Raw genomic sequence first — 17,938 nt, forward strand, 5'->3', positions numbered from 1 at the left:
CTGACATGCGTTATAAAATACAATACAAATTTATCACAAACTAATAATATTTTGATTTTACATTTAACTCTGCTTATCTTTCTGATGAAATATTACCGCCTTATTTCTGCATACGATTCTAAAAAAGGCCATATCTTCCTGTAAAATTGATATAGATTCATTATATGTCGCAAAAAAACTACTTGTTTTCTCCTTCATCAACTCCCTACCTTTGCATCAAATAGCGACAGTCAAACGAAATTATGCAATTCATGGAAATTAACTTTCAAAATAGACTTGATGTTCTGTGTAAGAAACAAAAGAATCTACTGGAACGCCCCAATCAACCGATAGTTGAAGATAATGGAATAATAACCCGGTATATTTATCCGGTCATAACAGCCAATCACATTCCATTAGAATGGAGATACGATATGAATCCGGACACCAATCCGTATTGCCTGGAGCGTATTGGTGTCAATGCAACCATGAATTCAGGGGCGATTAAATGGAACGGCAAATACCTGTTAATAGTTCGTGTGGAAGGCTGTGATCGGAAATCATTTTTTGCCATTGCCGAAAGTCCGAATGGTATAGATAATTTTCGCTTCTGGGAACGACCGGTCAATTTACCGGATATCGATCCGGATGAAACAAATGTATATGATATGCGCCTGACAGCCCATGAAGATGGATGGGTATACGGTATTTTTTGTAGTGAACGGCACGATCCCGAAGCTAAACCCGGCGATTTATCCTCCGCTGTAGCTAAAGCAGGTATTGTTCGGACAAAAGACCTGATCAGGTGGGAAAGACTTCCGGACCTGATAACAAAAAGCCAGCAGCGCAACGTTGTTTTACATCCAGAGTTTGTGAACGGGAAATATGCATTATATACCCGGCCTCAGGATGGATTCATCGATACCGGCAGTGGTGGAGGTATAGGTTGGACTTTAATTGAAGATTTGACAAATGCCGTAGTTTCCTCCGAACTAATTATAGATAAACGCTACTACCATACAATCAAGGAGGTTAAGAACGGGGAAGGTCCGCATCCTATCAAGACACCGAAAGGCTGGTTGCATTTGGCTCACGGAGTCAGGGCATGTGCTGCAGGATTACGTTATGTACTTTATCTGTACATGACGGCTCTGGAAGACCCAACAAAAGTGATTGTACAGCCCGGAGGCTATTTCCTGGCACCTATAGGGGACGAACGAGTCGGAGATGTATCTAACGTGTTGTTTTCTAACGGGTGGATTGCAGACGAGGACGGTAAGGTTTTCATTTACTACGCATCCAGCGACACACGTATGCATGTCGCAGTTTCTACCGTAGAGATACTGGTAGATTACTGTATGAACACCCCGGAAGACGGACTCAGGTCTGCTGCATCCGTTGCTAAAATCAATAAATTGATTGATAGGAACAAACAATACAAAAGAGAATAAAAACGTTCGTTTTACACAATCATGTTTATAATATGAAAATACATAGATATCTGTTCCTGAGCTTCTCTTTTCTCACACTCATAATCTCCGGTTGTATCGGGGATAAAGAAGCAAGTAAACAACCGGAAATTTCCATACAACTTTTATGGAACGACATTAAACAACCGATCGACGGTTTCGGTGTAGCACAGGCCGGATGGGCGGATGAATTATACTCCCACAAAAACAGGGAAAAAGTCATGGATGAGATGTTTGGTCCGGACGGTTTACGCCTGAATATTCTCCGGGGAGAAATATTTCCTCATTACTGGGAAAACAAAAATGATAAAGACTTTAATCTGACAGATGATCTGGAGATAGATCTGGATGATCCGTTCTTCGAAGGCAAGTCTGACGACCGTCTGCGCCGTGGACAACTATGGCTGACCTTACTGGCTAAAAACAAATATCATGTAGATAAACTTTTCTTTTCCGCCTGGAGTGCACCGGCTTATATGAAAACAAACGGCAAAGTGTCGCAAGGGGAATTAAAGCCGGAATGCTATCAGGAATACGCCGATTACCTGGCTTCATTCTACAAAGCATACACATCTGTCGGACTCGAGCCCTATGCTCTCTCTCCTTCCAACGAACCGGGTTATGCTGCTCCCTGGAATTCCAGCCTCTGGACACCCGAGAAAATGGGAGAATTCATTACCCGATATCTGGGACCGACTTTCAGACGTATGCAAATACCGGCACGGATCATTTTCGGAGAAAACCCGTTGTGGTCTGCCGTCAGTCCACAAGCTGATTTTGCTTCCTCCCTCTATTTTACTAATACAATACTGGAAAAATATCCTGAGATCAAAGATTTCAACCTGATCGCAGCCGGACATGGCTATACGCTGCCGGATTCATATCCTGCACCGAAAGACAGCTTGCTGACGCCGATCGTTCCGCTCGAACTGGCTGAAAAAAACAATATACCTGTCTGGGTCACAGAGATCAGCGACATAAATCCTTTGGATACAACGATCAATGACGGTTTGAAATGGGCAAGCACCTACCACGCTTTTCTGACAGAAGCTAATGCCAATGCTTTCGTTTGGTGGGCTGGAGCCATGCCGACAAGCAACAATGAAAGTTTGATCGTTTTGAACAGTGATCGTGTAGGCTATTCGCTTACCAAACGATATGAAACCTTCGGTAATTACACCCGTTACATCGCAACTGGGAGTCTGCGTATCGGCACACAAATCAGTAATCCAACAGACAGCTTACTGGTTTCAGCTTATAAAAACGAGAAAAATTATACTATCGTAGCTGTCAACAATTCATCCCGGTCCATTCGTACCGGGATAAAGCCAACAGAGACGGGAGACTCAGGTACTCTGATCAGTTATCTGACCGATAAAAACAATCGTTGGTCTCCACAAAACTATTCAATAGATAAAAAAGGTCAGTATATTGTCAATATACCGGCTAAATGCGTTATGACATTCACCGGATCAACAAAATAAAAGACTCTTTAGATTCTCTTTCAAGGAATAAATCAGGAGATTAGGGATATTCGATCATCATCGAATCAGTTTAATTCCTGAATGGCAACCGTAAGGCTGTCCACACAAGCTGTCCCCAATATTCCGAGACCGCCTTCGATATTATTAAATACACGGACTGGCTCAGCCAGTCCAATATCGGCCAGATTATTATTAAAAGAGTCATCTGATAAATTAGCCAAAGCTAACAAATATTTATAATAAGGTTCGGATATGGCATATAGATAAACCCGTGCCGAGTCGGGAAGCCTGTTCTCCGGTTGAGTGAAACCAGGATTATAACCATAAGAAGAATTACCATCCAAAGTCATTGTATATTCCTTCCCATCGAACAACTCATCCGAAAAGGGGCGACCATTATATCCTGAAAGCCAGTCATTCCCTAACACTTTATCCAAAGCAGAAACTTTATTACTAAATACCGGATCAGAAGTATAATCAATCGGTTCGGGACGCCAAGAATAAATACCGGAAAAAACAGGAGGTTTTTCCCAATCGTCATAATCATATTCATAATGGGGAGAGCCATACGCAAAAGAAATAAGATAACAGTTTTGTTCAGACGGCTTATCCCGGAACGTTACTTTAAAACGCCGCTTAGTATACGAATAGCCATAAGAATTTTCCTCGTGACTTTCTGCATACAGATTAAGTAAAGCTGGTTTATCCGGAACTATATCCTCCCCCATGACCTGTTTAAAACCCTCTCTTTTCGCTTCAATCCGCACTTTATCACCCGGCACCGGAATGTAAGATGAAACATAATTACCAACAGCATAATAGTCGATCTCTTCTACATTCCAGCTCATTTCGCCAAGTAAACGATCATTCACATACAGTTCCACTTTTGCATCTCCTATAGTAACATTAGGATAATCCTCCGTATAAAACCAGGTTCGCGATAAAGAAGCTTTCAACGGTTCCCCTACGGAAGCAACACTATTCAATACTAATTTAGAATCAGGACGTAAATATTCCAGATCCACTTCTTTCATACAGGAAGTTATCAGCAAAAGAATACTAAAAAAAAGAATATATTTCATATCAGCTTTCATAACTATCAGAATTTATATGTATAAGAAATCGATGGGATAATAGGCATAATACCGACAGTCTTAAATACAGGCACAAATTTATATCCGTAATCACTGTTCGGATCACGCACTTCTTTATCAGTTTTATGGATCATAAACGGATTCATACGCGAATACACATTATAGATACTGACCGTCCAAATACCCATACGCCCTTTTTTCTTGGGACGATAGATCTTAATTCCCAGATCAAGGCGATGGTAAGCCGGTAACTGGTAATTATTACGCCCTTCGTAATAATCTATTCCCCACGAACCACTATAAGGCATGTTATATCCATCGCTATGTACATAATTCGGAGAACCGTTTTCCAAATAATTCTCAAGAGACAAGGTTACATGATTACCCGAAGCATACGACCAGGCAGCGGATATCTCTACTTTCGGGGATATCTTATGCATTACTACAATATTCAATTTATGCCGGTTATCAAAACGAGCCGGGAAACGTTTACCCAGATTCAACTCATCGAACTGGCGGTCGGCCCAGGAAAGACCATAACCGATCCATCCCGTTGTGCGCCCGGATTCTTTGCGTACCATAAACTCGGCACCATAAGAACGCCCTTCTCCTGCAGTCAGTTTATTTTCCCAATTCAAATAAGATGGGGTAAATGTATGCCCATCACGATATTCCAGTAAGTTTTCCATTGTCTTATAATATCCTTCAACAGAGAAACTATAAGTCTTATTAAGATCATAATAAAAACCGGCAGAGACCTGATCACTGAGCAACGGCTTCAACTTACGTGTCACCGGCATCCACGCATCGGTAGGCAAGCTGATAAAACTGTTGCTAATCAGGTGTACATACTGATTCATGCGTGAATAAGAGGCTTTGAAACTTAAATTTTCATCCAGTAACCAACGAAAAGATACACGAGGTTCAAGTCCGGTATAAGTCTTTCCCTGCACATTGAACAAACTTAAACGCAACCCTGCATTGATACGAACGGAAGGAGATAAACTCCAGTCATCTTCAGCAAACACACCGGCCTCATGTCCCCACAACAGATCGTTGGCATATTCCTTATTGATTTCTGATATAAAATCCTGGCTTTTATCAAAAGCTGAAGAATGGTTATATTCCGGCCGGAAACGATGCACCAAATAATCTCCACCGAAACGGATATGATGCGAAGAAACCGGAAGATAGTCGAACGAAGTACGTACCCCCAGATCCATAATACCGGTATTCGTAGAGCTTTCACTGAATCTTTCATAATAGTCACTCTCTCCTTCTTGACCTTCGATATCATGTTCTGTACTCCTCAATTTGGAATGATAGCGGGTAAAGACACCAGAAAATTTTCCAAACAAACGGTTATTGAATACATAGGTCCAGCCAGTAGTTGCCATAATATTTCCCCAACGTAAAGAAACATCCGTATCATAATTATAATCATTGTCCACTTCATGTTTAGAAGGGAAATCGGTTGATCCTCCTTTTAGTACGTCATTTCCATTATACAAACTGAAATACAGACGACTACGATCGTTAAATATATGATTCAATTTCAGATTTAGATCATGAAAGGCATAACGTGCACGGGTACGGGTTCCATCTTTCTTCGTAATCTTGTTAGCTATGGCAAGAGCCGGAGCCGACAGTACATCAAGCCAGGTACGACGCAGAGATATATTAAAAGAGGTACGGTCTTTTACTATTGGTCCTTCGAAATTCAAATTACCGGATATCAGACCTAGCGTAGCGCTCCCATGATATTCTTTCATATTCCCTTCTTTCATGTGCACATCTACCACCGAGGAAAGCCGGCCTCCATAACGTGAAGGAAAACCGGATTTGAAAAAATCCATTCCACTGATAGCCTCCGGATTGAAAGCCGAAAAAATACCGCCGATATGATTGATTTGATACACAGGATTACCATCGATCAGGAATAAATTCTCATCCACATTACCTCCACGAACATACATACCTGCCGTACCTTCTGTTCCGGACGACACACCCGGTGTCAACTGCAATGTCTTGATAATATCCGCCTCTCCGAACATTACAGGTGTAGAGCGAATTGTCTGCTGATTAATTTCCAACGCCCCCATCTGGGTACTTAATACAGATTGTTTACTGGTACTTTGCCCGGTCACAACCACCTCCTGTAAGAATGCTGAAGGATCCAACTCTATTGTCAATACCGTATCACGGTCAAGATCAGTAAAATTATACAGCCGACTGGTATAACCGATATAAGAGGCACGGACCGTAATATCCCCTCCCGGCAGTGTCAGACTGAAAAAACCGAAATTATTGGATGCCGTTCCCACACGGCTATGAGCTTCATAAACCGAGGCCCCGATCAGGGATTCGGCGGACCGTTTGTCGCGCACAAAACCACTGACCGTTACCTGCTTGGGTTTACGCTTCAGAACAACTATCTTTCCTGTCATCTTATACACAACCGGGAGATTGACAAACAAACGTGTCAGACAATCCTCCAGTGCTTCATCATCCGCACGGAATGTAGTTTTCGGAAGTCCACTCAACAAAGATGATTCGTAGGAAAAGGTTACTCCGGTCTGTTTCTGTATCTCATCCAGGATCTCCCGGACAGATGCTTTTTGCATATTCAACGTAACCTTCCGTGTTTCATCCACTCTGCTTGTCTGTGCCTGAAGGCCGGACAAACTAAAAATCATCATCATTACTACCAAGGTAACACGGGCAAACTGTTTTGCAGGGTATACTTTCTCCATCTTGTTATTTGTTGATATCTATTTACTAGACATATTTTTTTTAAATACCCCTATTGGGCTAGACAAAAATAATAAAATGAAGAAACATATTTTACATTTATTCTCCTGCAAGAAAGTGAAAGATCACAATCCGTATGGAATTTCCACAGTAACAGTATCCACACTGGCAGCGCCCAATATTCCGCTTCCGCCTATAATGTTACTGGTAACACGCACGGGTTCGGCTAATCCGGCATCCATCAGGTCGTTATTCACAGAATGATCATCCAACTCCGCCAATGCCATCAGATATTGATAATAAGGTTTCGAAAGGGTATATAAATAAACTTTCATATAAGAAGGAGGAGTATTGTCCGAATCTTTATCCGGAGACTGGGAAGAGGGATAATCGCTATGGCCGATACCTAACTTCAATGAATATTCCATACCATTGATCAATTCATCGGAAAAAGGTCGTCCATTGTATCCTGACAGCCAATCCGCATTACCGAACAATTCATCTAATATCGTTATTTTATCCTTGAAAACAGGTTCATAAACATAATCTACTGAAATTTCTCTCCAACTATATGTTCCGGGATACCCCCACTCCTCTTTTTCAAAATCATACTCTCTTTCAGGCGAACCACGTGCAACACGAACCAAATAGCAATCGCCCTCTTCCGGATCATCTTTGAATGTTGTCTTACAAATAGTCCGGTAATTATAACTGGAGCCATATAAGTCGTCATTCGACCTTTCCGATACGATTTCGACTTTCAGGAGTTCAGGTTTAACCGGTAATTCGCATTCAGCCGACACCTCCTTAAACCCCTCTTTCCTAACCTCAAGACGAACCTTATCACCTTCGGAAGGAATATAACCCGAACAATAATAACCGATTGAATTATATTCACTTATCCCCCCATACCATAGCATATCTTCAAGATACTGTCCGTTTACATACAGGCTGACCTTTGCATCTTTAATAGTCACATTCGGATTATTATCTGTATAAAACCAGGTACGTGTAACCGTGGCAGTGAGAGGATAACCGGTCTGCACCACGCTGTTCAGGACCAGCTTGGATTCCGGTCGCAAATGTTCCAGGTCGACATACTTAACACAAGAAGGGAATAGTGTCGATAACAAGATAAACAGAATACAGTATTTCATAAAAGATCTCATTAATAATTAGAATTTATAAGTATAAGAGATAGAAGGAACAACCGGGATAATTCCTAGCTGTTTGAATGCGGGGACTGATTTGCCCCAGGAACTGTCCGGATCAGGAACTTTTCTTTCCGACTTATAGATCATAAATGGATTCATACGGGAATAAACATTATAGATACTCACCGTCCAGATTCCCAATCTTCCGCTTTTCTTCGGACGAAAGATTTTTATTGCCAGATCCAGGCGATGATAAGCAGGCAGTTGGTAATTATTGCGGATGTCATAATAATCTATATTTCCCCAGTCAGTAACATAATCGTGAGAACCCGGATCGTAATTATTATCGGAAGGCAGGTCTAACTCCGGAGGTGCCGCCTGGTCATAATTCTCTAAAGAAAGCGTGGCATGATTACCCGAGGCATATGTCCATGCAGCCGACAATTCCACTTTGTGAGACAGTTTGTAAACGCCTACAATATTCAGTTTATGGCGGTTATCATACCGGGCCGGATAACGTTCACCTCCGTTCAATTCAGGGAATTTACGATCAGACCAGGAAAGTGTATATCCGATCCAGCCGGTCAGTCGTCCGGTTTCCTTGCTCACCATAAACTCGGCACCGTAAGAACGTCCTTTACCAGTCGTCATTTTCTTTTCCCAATTCACATACGAAGGAGCAAAACTCTGTCCGTCACGATATTCCAGCAGGTTATTCATCCGTTTGTAATAACCTTCCAAGGAAAAGTTATATTCTTTATTCAATGCATAATAGAATCCCGCCGACATCTGATCACTTTCCAACGGTTTCAGCTTACTTGTTACCGGCATCCAGGCATCGGTAGGCAGGCTGATAAAACTGTTACTTATCAGATGAACATACTGAGTCATCCAGGCGTAAGAGGCTTTAAAACTTAAGTTATTCTTTATCAGCCAGCGAAGTGAAGCACGAGGCTCCCAGTCAATATAAGTTTTGCTCTGTACATTGAACAAACTGATACGCAGACCGGCATTTAACTTGACGGCTGGCGAAAGGCACCAGTCGTCTTCTGCAAAGATTCCGGCTTCATGTGCCCAAAACAAATCATCGGCTAAAACTTTCCCGATGTTCGTTGTATCGGAAACATTTGTCTCGGAAGAAGCGGCCCGGTTATACTCCGGGCGAAAACGGTGTAACAGGTAATCACCTCCGAACCGGACATGATGAGATGCCAACGGCAGATAATCGAAGGAGGTACGTAACCCCACATCCATAATTCCCGTTTGGGTAGAGGTTTCATTGAATGTATTGTAATAGTCTTCGCTCTCCTCATCGCCGCTCACCTTGTTTTCCAAATGTTTCAACCTGGAATGATAACGGGTAAAAACTCCCGAAACTTTGCCAAATAACTGGTTATTGAAAACATACGTCCATCCGGCTGTTGCCATCAGGTTCCCCCAGCGAAGATTGATATCCGTATCGTCTTTATAGTAATCTTCCTCATCCGGAGTTGAAAACTCCGAACCTCCCCCTTTCAGGACATCATTACCGTTATAAACACTCAGGTATAGACGGCTACGGTCATTAAAACTGTGATTTATCTTCAGATTCAGATCGTGAAAAGCATAACGGCCACGTACTTTCGAACCATCTTTCTTTATAATACGGTTAGTGATACCGATAGCCGGTGCCGTCAATACATCAAGCCATGTACGGCGTAATGCGATATTGAAAGAGGTACGATCTTTTATAATCGGTCCTTCTAAATTCAGATTACCGGAGATTAACCCGATCGTTGCACTTCCATGGTATTCGCGCATATTCCCTTCCCTGGTATGTACATCAGCTACCGAAGACAAACGCCCACCGTAACGTGCAGGAAAACCAGCCTTGAAAAAGTCTATTCCACTAATCGCCTCCCCATTGAAAGCTGAAAAAAGGCCACCGATATGATTGATCTGATACACAGGATTACCGTCGATAAGAAACAAGTTTTCATCCACATTCCCGCCACGCACATACATACCGGCGGTTCCTTCCGTCCCGGCCATGACACCAGGAGTCAGTTGGAGAGTTTTGATTATATCCGCCTCACCGAACATGACAGGCATTTCATTTATCGTTTTCCGATTAATCTCCAAAGCGCCCATCTGCGTGCTAAGTACCGATTGCTTACTGCCCGAAGTACCGGTCACGACCACTTCCTGCAAGGATGCAGTTGGCGTCAGATCGATTGCCAAAGTCGTATCCCGGTTCAATTCTTTCAAATCATATACCTGGGTACCATAACCAATATAGGAAGCTTGTATCTTCATTTTTCCGGCAGGCAACGTCAGACTGAAAAAACCGAAATTATTAGATGCTGTACCGGCGCGGCTGTTCACCTCATAAACCGAAGCTCCGATCAGAGATTCGGCAGACCGCTTGTCGCGTACAAAGCCACTGACTGTGACTTGTACCTGTCTGGGTTTATACTTCAGAACGACTATTTTTCCCGTCATACTGTATGCTATCGGAAGATGCACGAACAAACGTCCCAAACAATCTTCCAGCGTTTCATCGTTCGCACGGAACGTAACTTTCGGAAATCCGTCCAACAACGAAGATTCGTAAGAAAAGCTCACCCCAACCTGTTGCTGTATCTCATCCAGGACCTCTCGCACAGAAACTTTCTGTCTGTTCAACGTCACTTTTCGTATTTCATCCACTCTGTTTGTCTGTGCCTGAATGCCGGACAAAATTAAAATCATCATCATTGCTGCCAAGGCTACAGGGGCAAACAGCCTTCCCTGGAATACTTTTTCCATCTATCTTCTATTGATTTATATTCTTTAGACGGAATTTTGAGAAATACCCCTACCAAGACTGACAAAAATAATTAAACAGACAGAAATATCCCCCTTTTTTTCGTATATTTGATGTAGTCTGAAGGTATTTAATTGACTACAAATAGATTAAAAGAAACTCGCATGAGAATGGGCAACGGATAAGAAATTGGTAAAGTGCTTTGATACACTATATTTCTCATGCTGTCAAACAACTCTTATTTGTTTGCAAATATAATATTATTGCAGGTAATAATCAAAAATAACGAGGTTTATTTTCATTTTTACCTGCTGATATTTGTTCCGGATTATCAGATGCGATATATTTGTAATTAGGATTCGTACCGTGTTCCAAGCGGTTCATAAGTAACGACTTGCGGAGTTTTGGCAACAAGGGGATGCGGCTCCGTTTTATAGAAATGACTTATGCAAACCGACTTATCCATTTACAACAGTCTTCGCCCTTCCTTTATAGAAGGCGTTCACGCCGTGAAGTTCAATGCTTTGTCGGCGGTCATATCGCGTTACCGGGATTATGCCCGCAGTTCCGAACAAATAAAAGCGTACTCGGGAGATTCTCTGCTGATGCGGGACATCGCCTCCTTGCTTGACGAAGCACCCCGTCCCATAACGAGGGAATACCAGGATTTCACCCCGTTCCTGCTTCTTCTGATGCTTTCGGAGGAATTTCATGTCGTCCATTACGTCGAGCGTCTTGTAACGTGGTATTTCGGCTACTGTTGTGTCGATGAACTGCGGACGGTTTGCACCATTCTGTCCGAGTGTTCCTACCCGCATCACGACACGCTGCGGCTGCGGTTCAAGAATTACCTGCGTGAAGCCCGTAAGACATTGGGTATGCCCGTTGAATGTAACGCTGCTGTCATGCTGAAAATGCTCGACGCCTCTTATGAACATCTCACTCCCGCCGATGTCGGGGAGTTCGAGGAGCTGTTGCACCTGGGGGACGATTACGAGTTCATCTCCCGTGTCAAATCGAATTATCTTGCCTCGGATAACGTCACGGAACTCGCCGGGGTTTGCGGGTATTCCAGCACGATTACCTTCCGCCGGCGTTTCCAGCGGGTTTTCGGCTGCTCGGCCTCCTCGTGGTTACGTCAGCGCCGTATCGAACGTATCGGGGAGTTGTTGCGGACGACACACTACACGTTGCAGGAAATAGCCTACATGTGCGGTTTCTCCGCCCAATCCCACTTTACGGACTTTTGCAAGCGGAATATGGGGAGCAATCCCACTTCCATCCGCCAGGAAGGTCGGATCTGACATTAAAATCGGCTCCGTGATAAAAAAACGAAGAGAAAGATAAAAATCGTAATCCGCCGGTTTTTCGATTCGCTAACTTTATACGCGAAAGTAACAAGACGGATTATGATTGCATTTATAGAAAAATTAAACAGCGAAGTCCTGCGGAGTATCGAACGTATCGAATCGCGGGATACCGACGTGTTGAAAAAGTCGCTTGAAGCGTCACGTGTCCTGGGAGAAGCGTTCGACCGTTTGAAACAATATATCATCGGCTACCGTTTTCAAAACGATGACGAGGAAATAAAGTTCTTCAAAGAAATCAAACCTCGTCTTTTTTGCCGTCTGATCTATTACCGCAAGCTCTACAATATCGAGATGAACCGTCCGGTAGGAAGTATCGAGGCACAACGGGAGTACCTGGACGCCCATGTTCGGGCCATCAACGCGTACACGCAGAAACGCCTCGACTTTATCCGCTATTTCCGCAGCGGCGCTACACACCTGGACAGCCTCTATTTCCTGCGCGGGCAGACCGACACGGAGCAATACCTGGAAACCTTCTACTATGAACTCGACCCGCAGTTTTCGACAAACGCGGATTTCAAGGTGGCGAAAATCCTGGCCAACGATATGTTGTCGGTTTATCTTATGGGCGAATTGGAATCACTGGAGAGCACGAACCTCCGGAACATGGTTCTGCCATTGCCTGACGTGCGTCCGACATGGCAGGACTCGAAGACGGATCTGACGGAACTTATTTACCTGCTCGACAGTAAAGGCTGTTTCGGCAATGTGCCACTCACGCAACTTGCCAGCTACATTTCCAACGCTTTCAACGTACACCTCGACATGAACCTTTCGAGGACATTCTGCGATATGAAAATCCGAAACAACCCGACACCGTGGCTTGACAAGGCGAAAGAGGCCCTGCTTAAACGTATGCAGACGTGGAAGCGAAACAAGAAAAACGGCAATTCCGAGTAGAACATGAACCGGTAAAGCACTCTATTTCTTATAGAAGCACTGATAATCAGCGTTGTATATAACAAAAGAACCGAGGTCGGTTTTCCCCCGTAACTCTCGAAAGGAACTTTCCCGAACGCCCGTATTTGCACCCGTATAAGGAGCCGATACGGGTGTTCCGTTGTAGCCCCGTCCGGATTAGAACACCGTTAAGCGTTGAATCACAGTATGCTATCGCATTTCTGCCAATAAAAATACCGAGTACGGGCCGCGGATTTCGGTAAAAAACACTGCCTTCTTCACCGCATGAACCGTTGAGAATCAGTTCACTGCAAATTATCAAAAAAAAGTCGTACCGACCTCGTTTTAAGCTGTCCATATAAGCCCGACCTTTGTAACAGACTAAAAAACAAAGGAGTATGAAAATCATAGTGATCAGTTCGCGAGCCTATAACGAGCTTGTCGGGCGTATAGAGAAAATAGAGGCTGCAATCGCCTCTCTCCCTGAAAAGGGGCGTGCATGGAATAAGGAGTATATAAACGACGAATGGATGGACGGCGAGCAGGTCTGCCGTTACCTGGGCATCAGCGGGCGTACCCTTCAACGCCTCCGCTCGGATCACGTGATCACCTATTCGGCCATCAACCGGAAGCTGTATTATTCCCTCACGGAAATCCGCCGTGTGCTGAAGGAGCGTTCCGTGCGGCGCAAAAACCGACCAAAGGAGTAGGCCATGTTTCTGGATAAGGAATATTTCGACGGATGGATGCAGCGGCTCTCGGAACGGCTGGAACGTATCGAGAAGCTGTGCGCGGGGGACGTGGAGCAGCCGCTTTCCATCCTGCCTGACGGGGAGCGTCTTCTGGACAATTACGACCTGTGCCGTATGCTCAATATCAGCAAGCGCACACTCCAGCGTTACCGTACCTCGGGAGAGCTGCCTTACGAGATGATCTATCACAAGACCTTCTACCGGGAATCGGACGTCCTGCGGTTCATCGAGCGTAACTTCAGTAACTTCCGCAAGCTGAAAAAGGATCGTCCTGCCGGTTCCGGTTAGGCCCTGTCCCGAGCGTCCGGCGTCATGGAAAAACGCGGAGATACATGGAATAAGGCACGACAAGACGGTACAACCGCTCGATATTTGCCGTAAAATCAGTATGTTTGCACTTGGAAGCCTATATAATAATGAACAATGAAAGAAACAGATAAAATACATCCTGCCGACAAAGGGGAGGAAGAGCTGCTGCATAACGTGCGCCATATCTTGCAGGAAGCGCGCGCGAAGGTGATACATCATGTCAATTCGACCCTTGTGAGGGCTTACTGGCAGGTAGGGAAATATATAGTGGAGTACGAGCAGCAGGGAACCGACCGTGCCGGATATGGCAAGGCTGTCATCAACACCCTTTCCAGGCGGCTCGTGGCGGAGTTCGGAAACGGGTTCACGGCCACCAACCTGCGGTACATGAGGCAGTTTTACCAGTGCTACCCGAAATATCACACGCTGTGTGATAAATTGAGCTGGTCGCATTGCCGCACGCTTCTCAAGGTGTCGGGCGATGCCGCCCGTGATTTTTACCTGCACGAGTGCGTCAAGGAAAACTGGAGTGTCCGGCAGCTCGACCGCCAAATCAACACGCTTTTCTATGACCGCCTGCTGGCCAGCCGAGACAAGAAGGCTGTGAAAGAGGAGATTTCCTGTACCGAACCCGGACGTGTCGAACCCAAAGAGATCATCCGCGACCCGTATATTCTGGAGTTTCTCGGTATCCCCCAGGGAGAGCATTTTCTGGAAACCGATCTGGAGCAACTGCTCATCAGCCGCTTGCAGCGCTTCATGCTCGAACTCGGGAAAGGCTTCGCCTTCGTCGCGCGACAGAAGCGTATCTCCTTCGACGACAAGCATTTCTACATCGACCTGGTCTTTTACAATTACCTGGCTCGCTGTTTCGTTTTAATAGACCTTAAATCCGGGGAGCTGACCCACCAGGATTTGGGGCAGATGCAGATGTATGTCAATTACTACACCCGTGAGTTGATGAATCCCGGGGATAACCCTCCGGTGGGTATCGTCCTCTGCGCGGAGAAAAACGACGCGGTCGTCCGTTACACGCTGCCCGAAGATGAAAAGCAGGTCTTCGCCGCCCAGTACATGACCTATCTTCCCACGCAGGAGGAGCTGCAAACACTCTTGCAGGAAGTGTGACAATAACGCTCACGGCCATATGAAAAAAGCCGACGGAAATCTGTACTTCCGTCGGCTTTTCGCTTACATCTTGATCCCTTTCTTCGCGGGGCCGTTCTCCGGCGGGCTGCCCACGCCTGCAATTACGATGCGCCCCCCGGAGGCGTCGGCAATCTGCCGCAGCCGGGAAGGAATACGAGCCGCCGTGTTGTCTTTCCCCGGGAGCTCTTCCGCCGTGTCATGCCGTTCCCGGCACACGTCGTTATCCTCCTCCGCCTCCTTTCCCTCGCTCTCTTCCATCGGTTTGAGGCTTTGCTGTATCCTGCGGTCTATTTCCGTCAGGTCAGCTTTCAGGGCCGTCAGTTCGGGTTCTTTACGCCAGGAACTTTCCACCACTTCCCGCAGGACAGGAATATCTTTCTCCAGTTCCTCATTCTTTTTCCGGAATTTTTCCAACGTCGGCTCGATGGTCGCGAGCGCGTGGATGAAGTTCATCGCCGCCAGTCGCGGGTCGGAGGCGATATTCCCGTAGTTGTACTGGTAGAGATAATCCCCTTCACCCCGGACATAAAAACGGTTCTGCACCAGGTCGAGCCCGTCTTTCTCGGTCGTTTCGCTCTGGACGAGCAGCTCGAACCCGTAGAGGCTCCCGATGGGTTCGAGCCTGTCGAGCGTGCGTGCCGTTTCGGCGATACGGTTGAGCTGTTTCCCGATGAGCTTGGGGTCGGAGGTTTCCAGCCCGTTCAGTTTCACGGGATTGCGGTACGAGCCGTCCTCGTTGAACTCGACGCGGGCCTTGAAGTGTTCCAGATCCTTGCCGATACGCCGTATCAGGTCGTTGTTCTTCTCTATCTTCTCCGTGATCTGCTCCAGCTTGTAGCGGCTCGATGATTTACCGCGCACGAATGCCTGGCGTTCGCTTTCGAGCGTGGCAATCTTCTTCTCCAGGCGGGCCTTGTCCAGCAGGTCTGTATTTCCCGAGAGGACGGCGACATACTCGGAAAAATTCATGCCGCTCTTTTCGTCGATGGCCCCCTCGTCGATGGTACGGCTTCCCATGTTGTTGGTCTTGAGCTGGCGGATGAACAGTTGCTTGTTGTGCAACAGCCCGAACTTGTAGGCGTCGAGCGACTTCTCGACGGCGTATAATATCACGTCCACCTTGTTGTCGGCATGGAGTTTGGCGATCTCGTTCCCGGTGCGTATTCCCCGCCCGTCGCGCTGCTCCAGGTCGCTGGGACGCCAGGGGCAGTCCAGGTGGTGTATCGCCACGCAGCGTTTCTGCGCGTTCACTCCCGTCCCGAGCATCTCGGTCGATCCGAAGAGTACGCGGATTTTTCCGGCGTTCATACCAGCGATCATCTCCTTGCGCGCTTTTTCCGAGGTCGCCTCCTGGATGAACCGCACCTCGCTTTGGGGTATGCCGTAATCCTCCGCGAGTTTACGCCGTATCTCGGAATAGACGTTCCACCCCGCTCCGGGTTTGTAGGTTCCCAGGTCGGAGAATACGAACTGCGTACCTTTGTACGCCTCGAAACGGCGGTAGTAACCGGCAATCATACGGGCGCAGTGGCTCGCCTTGTTGTCCACGTGGTCGCTGTATAGTTCGGGGTCTATCATACGCATATCGAGCGACATCTTGCGGGCGTAGTCTGTGGCAATGAGCATTTTCGCCTTTTCCTCCCGCTCCGAGAGCGGCAGGCGGCCCAGGAGCGTGGCATCGCCCGATTTGGCGAACTGCACCAGCCGTTCTATGAACTCCGTCTGCTGGGGTGTCGGCGGGATATTGTGCAATATCTCGTTCTTTTGCGGTCGGTCGATCCCTATATCCTCCGCCGAGCGGTAATCTGTAATCTCGGAGTAGAACATGGCCAGTTCGGGAACCTTGATGAAATATCGGAACCGTTCTTTTTGCACGACCTCGTTGGTCACGGAAAACTCGTAGTCGATGGTTTTCTTGGCAAATATGGCCGCCCAGGCATCGAAGGTGCGGATATTCTGACGCTCCAGTTCCTTCGGGCGCAGGTACTTGAAAAGCAGGTACAGTTCCGTGAGCGAGTTAGAGATGGTCGTTCCCGAGAGGAACGTCGCCCCCAAGTCGCGGCCCGTGCGCTGCTGTATGGTACGCAGCGCGAAAAGCATGTTGAGCGCCCGCTGCGACCCCTCGGGATTTCCGAGGCCCGCCACCCGGTCATGCCGGGTCGTGAAAGTCAGGTTCTTGAATTTGTGGCTCTCGTCCACGTAGAGGTGGTCGATACCCATGAGGCGGAAGTCCACGGCGTCGTCCTTGCGTGTTTCCAGCGCGTGCGCCACCTTCTGCAACTTGGCTTCCAGGTTGGCCTTGCGTTTCTGACACCCTTTCATCATGGCGCGGGAAACGTCCCTGCCTTGTGCTTTGAGCACTTCGAGGTTCTCCTCCACACAGTCCAGCTCGGCCTGCAATATCTCCTGCTGTATCTCCGGGGACTGGGGTATCATGCCGAACTGTTCGTGCGAGAGGATCACGGCGTCCCAGTCGTTGTTGCGTATCTCCCGGAAGATGCGCTCACGCTTCCGGGGCGTGAAATCCTCCTTGCCCGGGTAGAGGACTTTGGCCATCGGGTAAGCGGTGCAGAACGTCCGGGCTATTTCATGGATATTGGCTTTCAGCCCGATAATCATGGGTTTGTTGGCCAGCCCGAGGCGTTTCTTCTCGTAGGCCCCGCAGCACATGATGAGGGTCTTTCCGCCGCCACAGGCTAAGCGCAAAGCGCCTTGCCGTCCTTTCGGACGGTAGGTTTCTAA

At 46.6% G+C, this 17,938-nt stretch carries 12 protein-coding genes; 7 read left to right on the forward strand and 5 right to left on the reverse strand.

What is annotated here, in order from left to right:
• The first annotated feature begins 251 nt into the window (after nucleotides 1-251).
• Together DWW23_RS20145 and DWW23_RS20150 are read left to right on the forward strand one after the other, a co-directional pair.
• Nucleotides 252-1,430 carry a glycosidase gene (locus tag DWW23_RS20145; RefSeq protein WP_122355554.1) on the forward strand — a complete coding sequence of 393 codons (1,179 nt, stop codon included), beginning with the start codon at nucleotides 252-254 and terminating at the stop codon, nucleotides 1,428-1,430.
• Nucleotides 1,431-1,462: 32 nt separating this feature from the next.
• On the forward strand, nucleotides 1,463-2,932 hold the full coding sequence (locus tag DWW23_RS20150) for a glycoside hydrolase (RefSeq protein WP_122355536.1): 1,470 nt from the start codon (nucleotides 1,463-1,465) through the stop codon (nucleotides 2,930-2,932).
• Between the two features lie 65 nt (nucleotides 2,933-2,997).
• Here the strand turns inward: DWW23_RS20150 and DWW23_RS20155 are convergent, their stop codons facing one another.
• The 4 genes from DWW23_RS20155 to DWW23_RS20170 form a co-directional block, all read right to left on the reverse strand.
• Entirely contained in the window at nucleotides 2,998-4,014 is a 1,017-nt protein-coding gene (locus DWW23_RS20155; RefSeq protein ID WP_233564400.1) for a DUF4249 domain-containing protein, read from the reverse strand.
• Nucleotides 4,015-4,031: 17 nt separating this feature from the next.
• A complete protein-coding gene (locus DWW23_RS20160) occupies nucleotides 4,032-6,779 on the reverse strand; it encodes a TonB-dependent receptor (RefSeq protein WP_122355540.1) in 2,748 nt (915 codons plus the stop codon).
• A 123-nt stretch (nucleotides 6,780-6,902) separates the two neighbouring features.
• A complete protein-coding gene (locus DWW23_RS20165; RefSeq protein ID WP_158583214.1) occupies nucleotides 6,903-7,934 on the reverse strand; it encodes a DUF4249 domain-containing protein in 1,032 nt (343 codons plus the stop codon).
• Between the two features lie 18 nt (nucleotides 7,935-7,952).
• Nucleotides 7,953-10,718 carry a TonB-dependent receptor gene (locus DWW23_RS20170; RefSeq protein WP_122355544.1) on the reverse strand — a complete coding sequence of 922 codons (2,766 nt, stop codon included), beginning with the start codon at nucleotides 10,716-10,718 and terminating at the stop codon, nucleotides 7,953-7,955.
• Between the two features lie 444 nt (nucleotides 10,719-11,162).
• Between DWW23_RS20170 and DWW23_RS27070 the strand changes: the two genes are divergently transcribed.
• The 5 genes from DWW23_RS27070 to DWW23_RS20195 all read left to right on the forward strand — a co-directional run bounded on the left by DWW23_RS27070 (nucleotide 11,163) and on the right by DWW23_RS20195 (nucleotide 15,175).
• Nucleotides 11,163-12,020 (forward strand): helix-turn-helix transcriptional regulator, encoded by an 858-nt coding sequence (locus DWW23_RS27070; RefSeq protein ID WP_004294809.1) that lies wholly within the window; start codon nucleotides 11,163-11,165, stop codon nucleotides 12,018-12,020.
• Nucleotides 12,021-12,125: 105 nt separating this feature from the next.
• Nucleotides 12,126-12,986 carry an RteC domain-containing protein gene (locus DWW23_RS20180; protein WP_004295489.1) on the forward strand — a complete coding sequence of 287 codons (861 nt, stop codon included), beginning with the start codon at nucleotides 12,126-12,128 and terminating at the stop codon, nucleotides 12,984-12,986.
• A gap of 398 nt (nucleotides 12,987-13,384) precedes the next feature.
• Nucleotides 13,385-13,696, forward strand: a complete 312-nt coding sequence (locus DWW23_RS20185; RefSeq protein WP_117508529.1) for a helix-turn-helix domain-containing protein — start codon at nucleotides 13,385-13,387, stop codon at nucleotides 13,694-13,696.
• 3 nt (nucleotides 13,697-13,699) lie between these two features.
• Entirely contained in the window at nucleotides 13,700-14,026 is a 327-nt protein-coding gene (locus DWW23_RS20190; protein ID WP_004295487.1) for a helix-turn-helix domain-containing protein, read from the forward strand.
• Between the two features lie 135 nt (nucleotides 14,027-14,161).
• Nucleotides 14,162-15,175, forward strand: coding sequence for a YhcG family protein (locus DWW23_RS20195; protein WP_117929171.1), 1,014 nt, complete (start codon nucleotides 14,162-14,164; stop codon nucleotides 15,173-15,175).
• A 63-nt stretch (nucleotides 15,176-15,238) separates the two neighbouring features.
• Here the strand turns inward: DWW23_RS20195 and DWW23_RS20200 are convergent.
• On the reverse strand, nucleotides 15,239-17,938 hold a 2,700-nt coding region (locus DWW23_RS20200), incomplete at its 5' end, for a helicase-related protein (protein WP_255419618.1).

The sequence above is a fragment of the Parabacteroides sp. AF14-59 genome (genome assembly GCF_003479515.1).
Classification (GTDB): Bacteria; Bacteroidota; Bacteroidia; order Bacteroidales; family Tannerellaceae; genus Parabacteroides; species Parabacteroides faecis.

Bases quoted from the DNA above. Each gene is read 5' to 3' on its own strand.
- DWW23_RS20170 (WP_122355544.1), bottom strand. From the start codon at position 10,718: ATGGAAAAAGTATTCCAGGGAAGGCTGTTTGCCCCTGTAGCCTTGGCA.
- DWW23_RS20185 (WP_117508529.1), top strand. From the start codon at position 13,385: ATGAAAATCATAGTGATCAGTTCGCGAGCCTATAACGAGCTTGTCGGG.
- DWW23_RS20165 (WP_158583214.1), bottom strand. From the start codon at position 7,934: ATGAAATACTGTATTCTGTTTATCTTGTTATCGACACTATTCCCTTCT.
- DWW23_RS20195 (WP_117929171.1), top strand. From the start codon at position 14,162: ATGAAAGAAACAGATAAAATACATCCTGCCGACAAAGGGGAGGAAGAG.
- DWW23_RS20155 (WP_233564400.1), bottom strand. From the start codon at position 4,014: ATGAAATATATTCTTTTTTTTAGTATTCTTTTGCTGATAACTTCCTGT.
- DWW23_RS20180 (WP_004295489.1), top strand. From the start codon at position 12,126: ATGATTGCATTTATAGAAAAATTAAACAGCGAAGTCCTGCGGAGTATC.
- DWW23_RS20150 (WP_122355536.1), top strand. From the start codon at position 1,463: ATGAAAATACATAGATATCTGTTCCTGAGCTTCTCTTTTCTCACACTC.
- DWW23_RS27070 (WP_004294809.1), top strand. From the start codon at position 11,163: ATGCAAACCGACTTATCCATTTACAACAGTCTTCGCCCTTCCTTTATA.
- DWW23_RS20160 (WP_122355540.1), bottom strand. From the start codon at position 6,779: ATGGAGAAAGTATACCCTGCAAAACAGTTTGCCCGTGTTACCTTGGTA.
- DWW23_RS20190 (WP_004295487.1), top strand. From the start codon at position 13,700: ATGTTTCTGGATAAGGAATATTTCGACGGATGGATGCAGCGGCTCTCG.
- DWW23_RS20145 (WP_122355554.1), top strand. From the start codon at position 252: ATGGAAATTAACTTTCAAAATAGACTTGATGTTCTGTGTAAGAAACAA.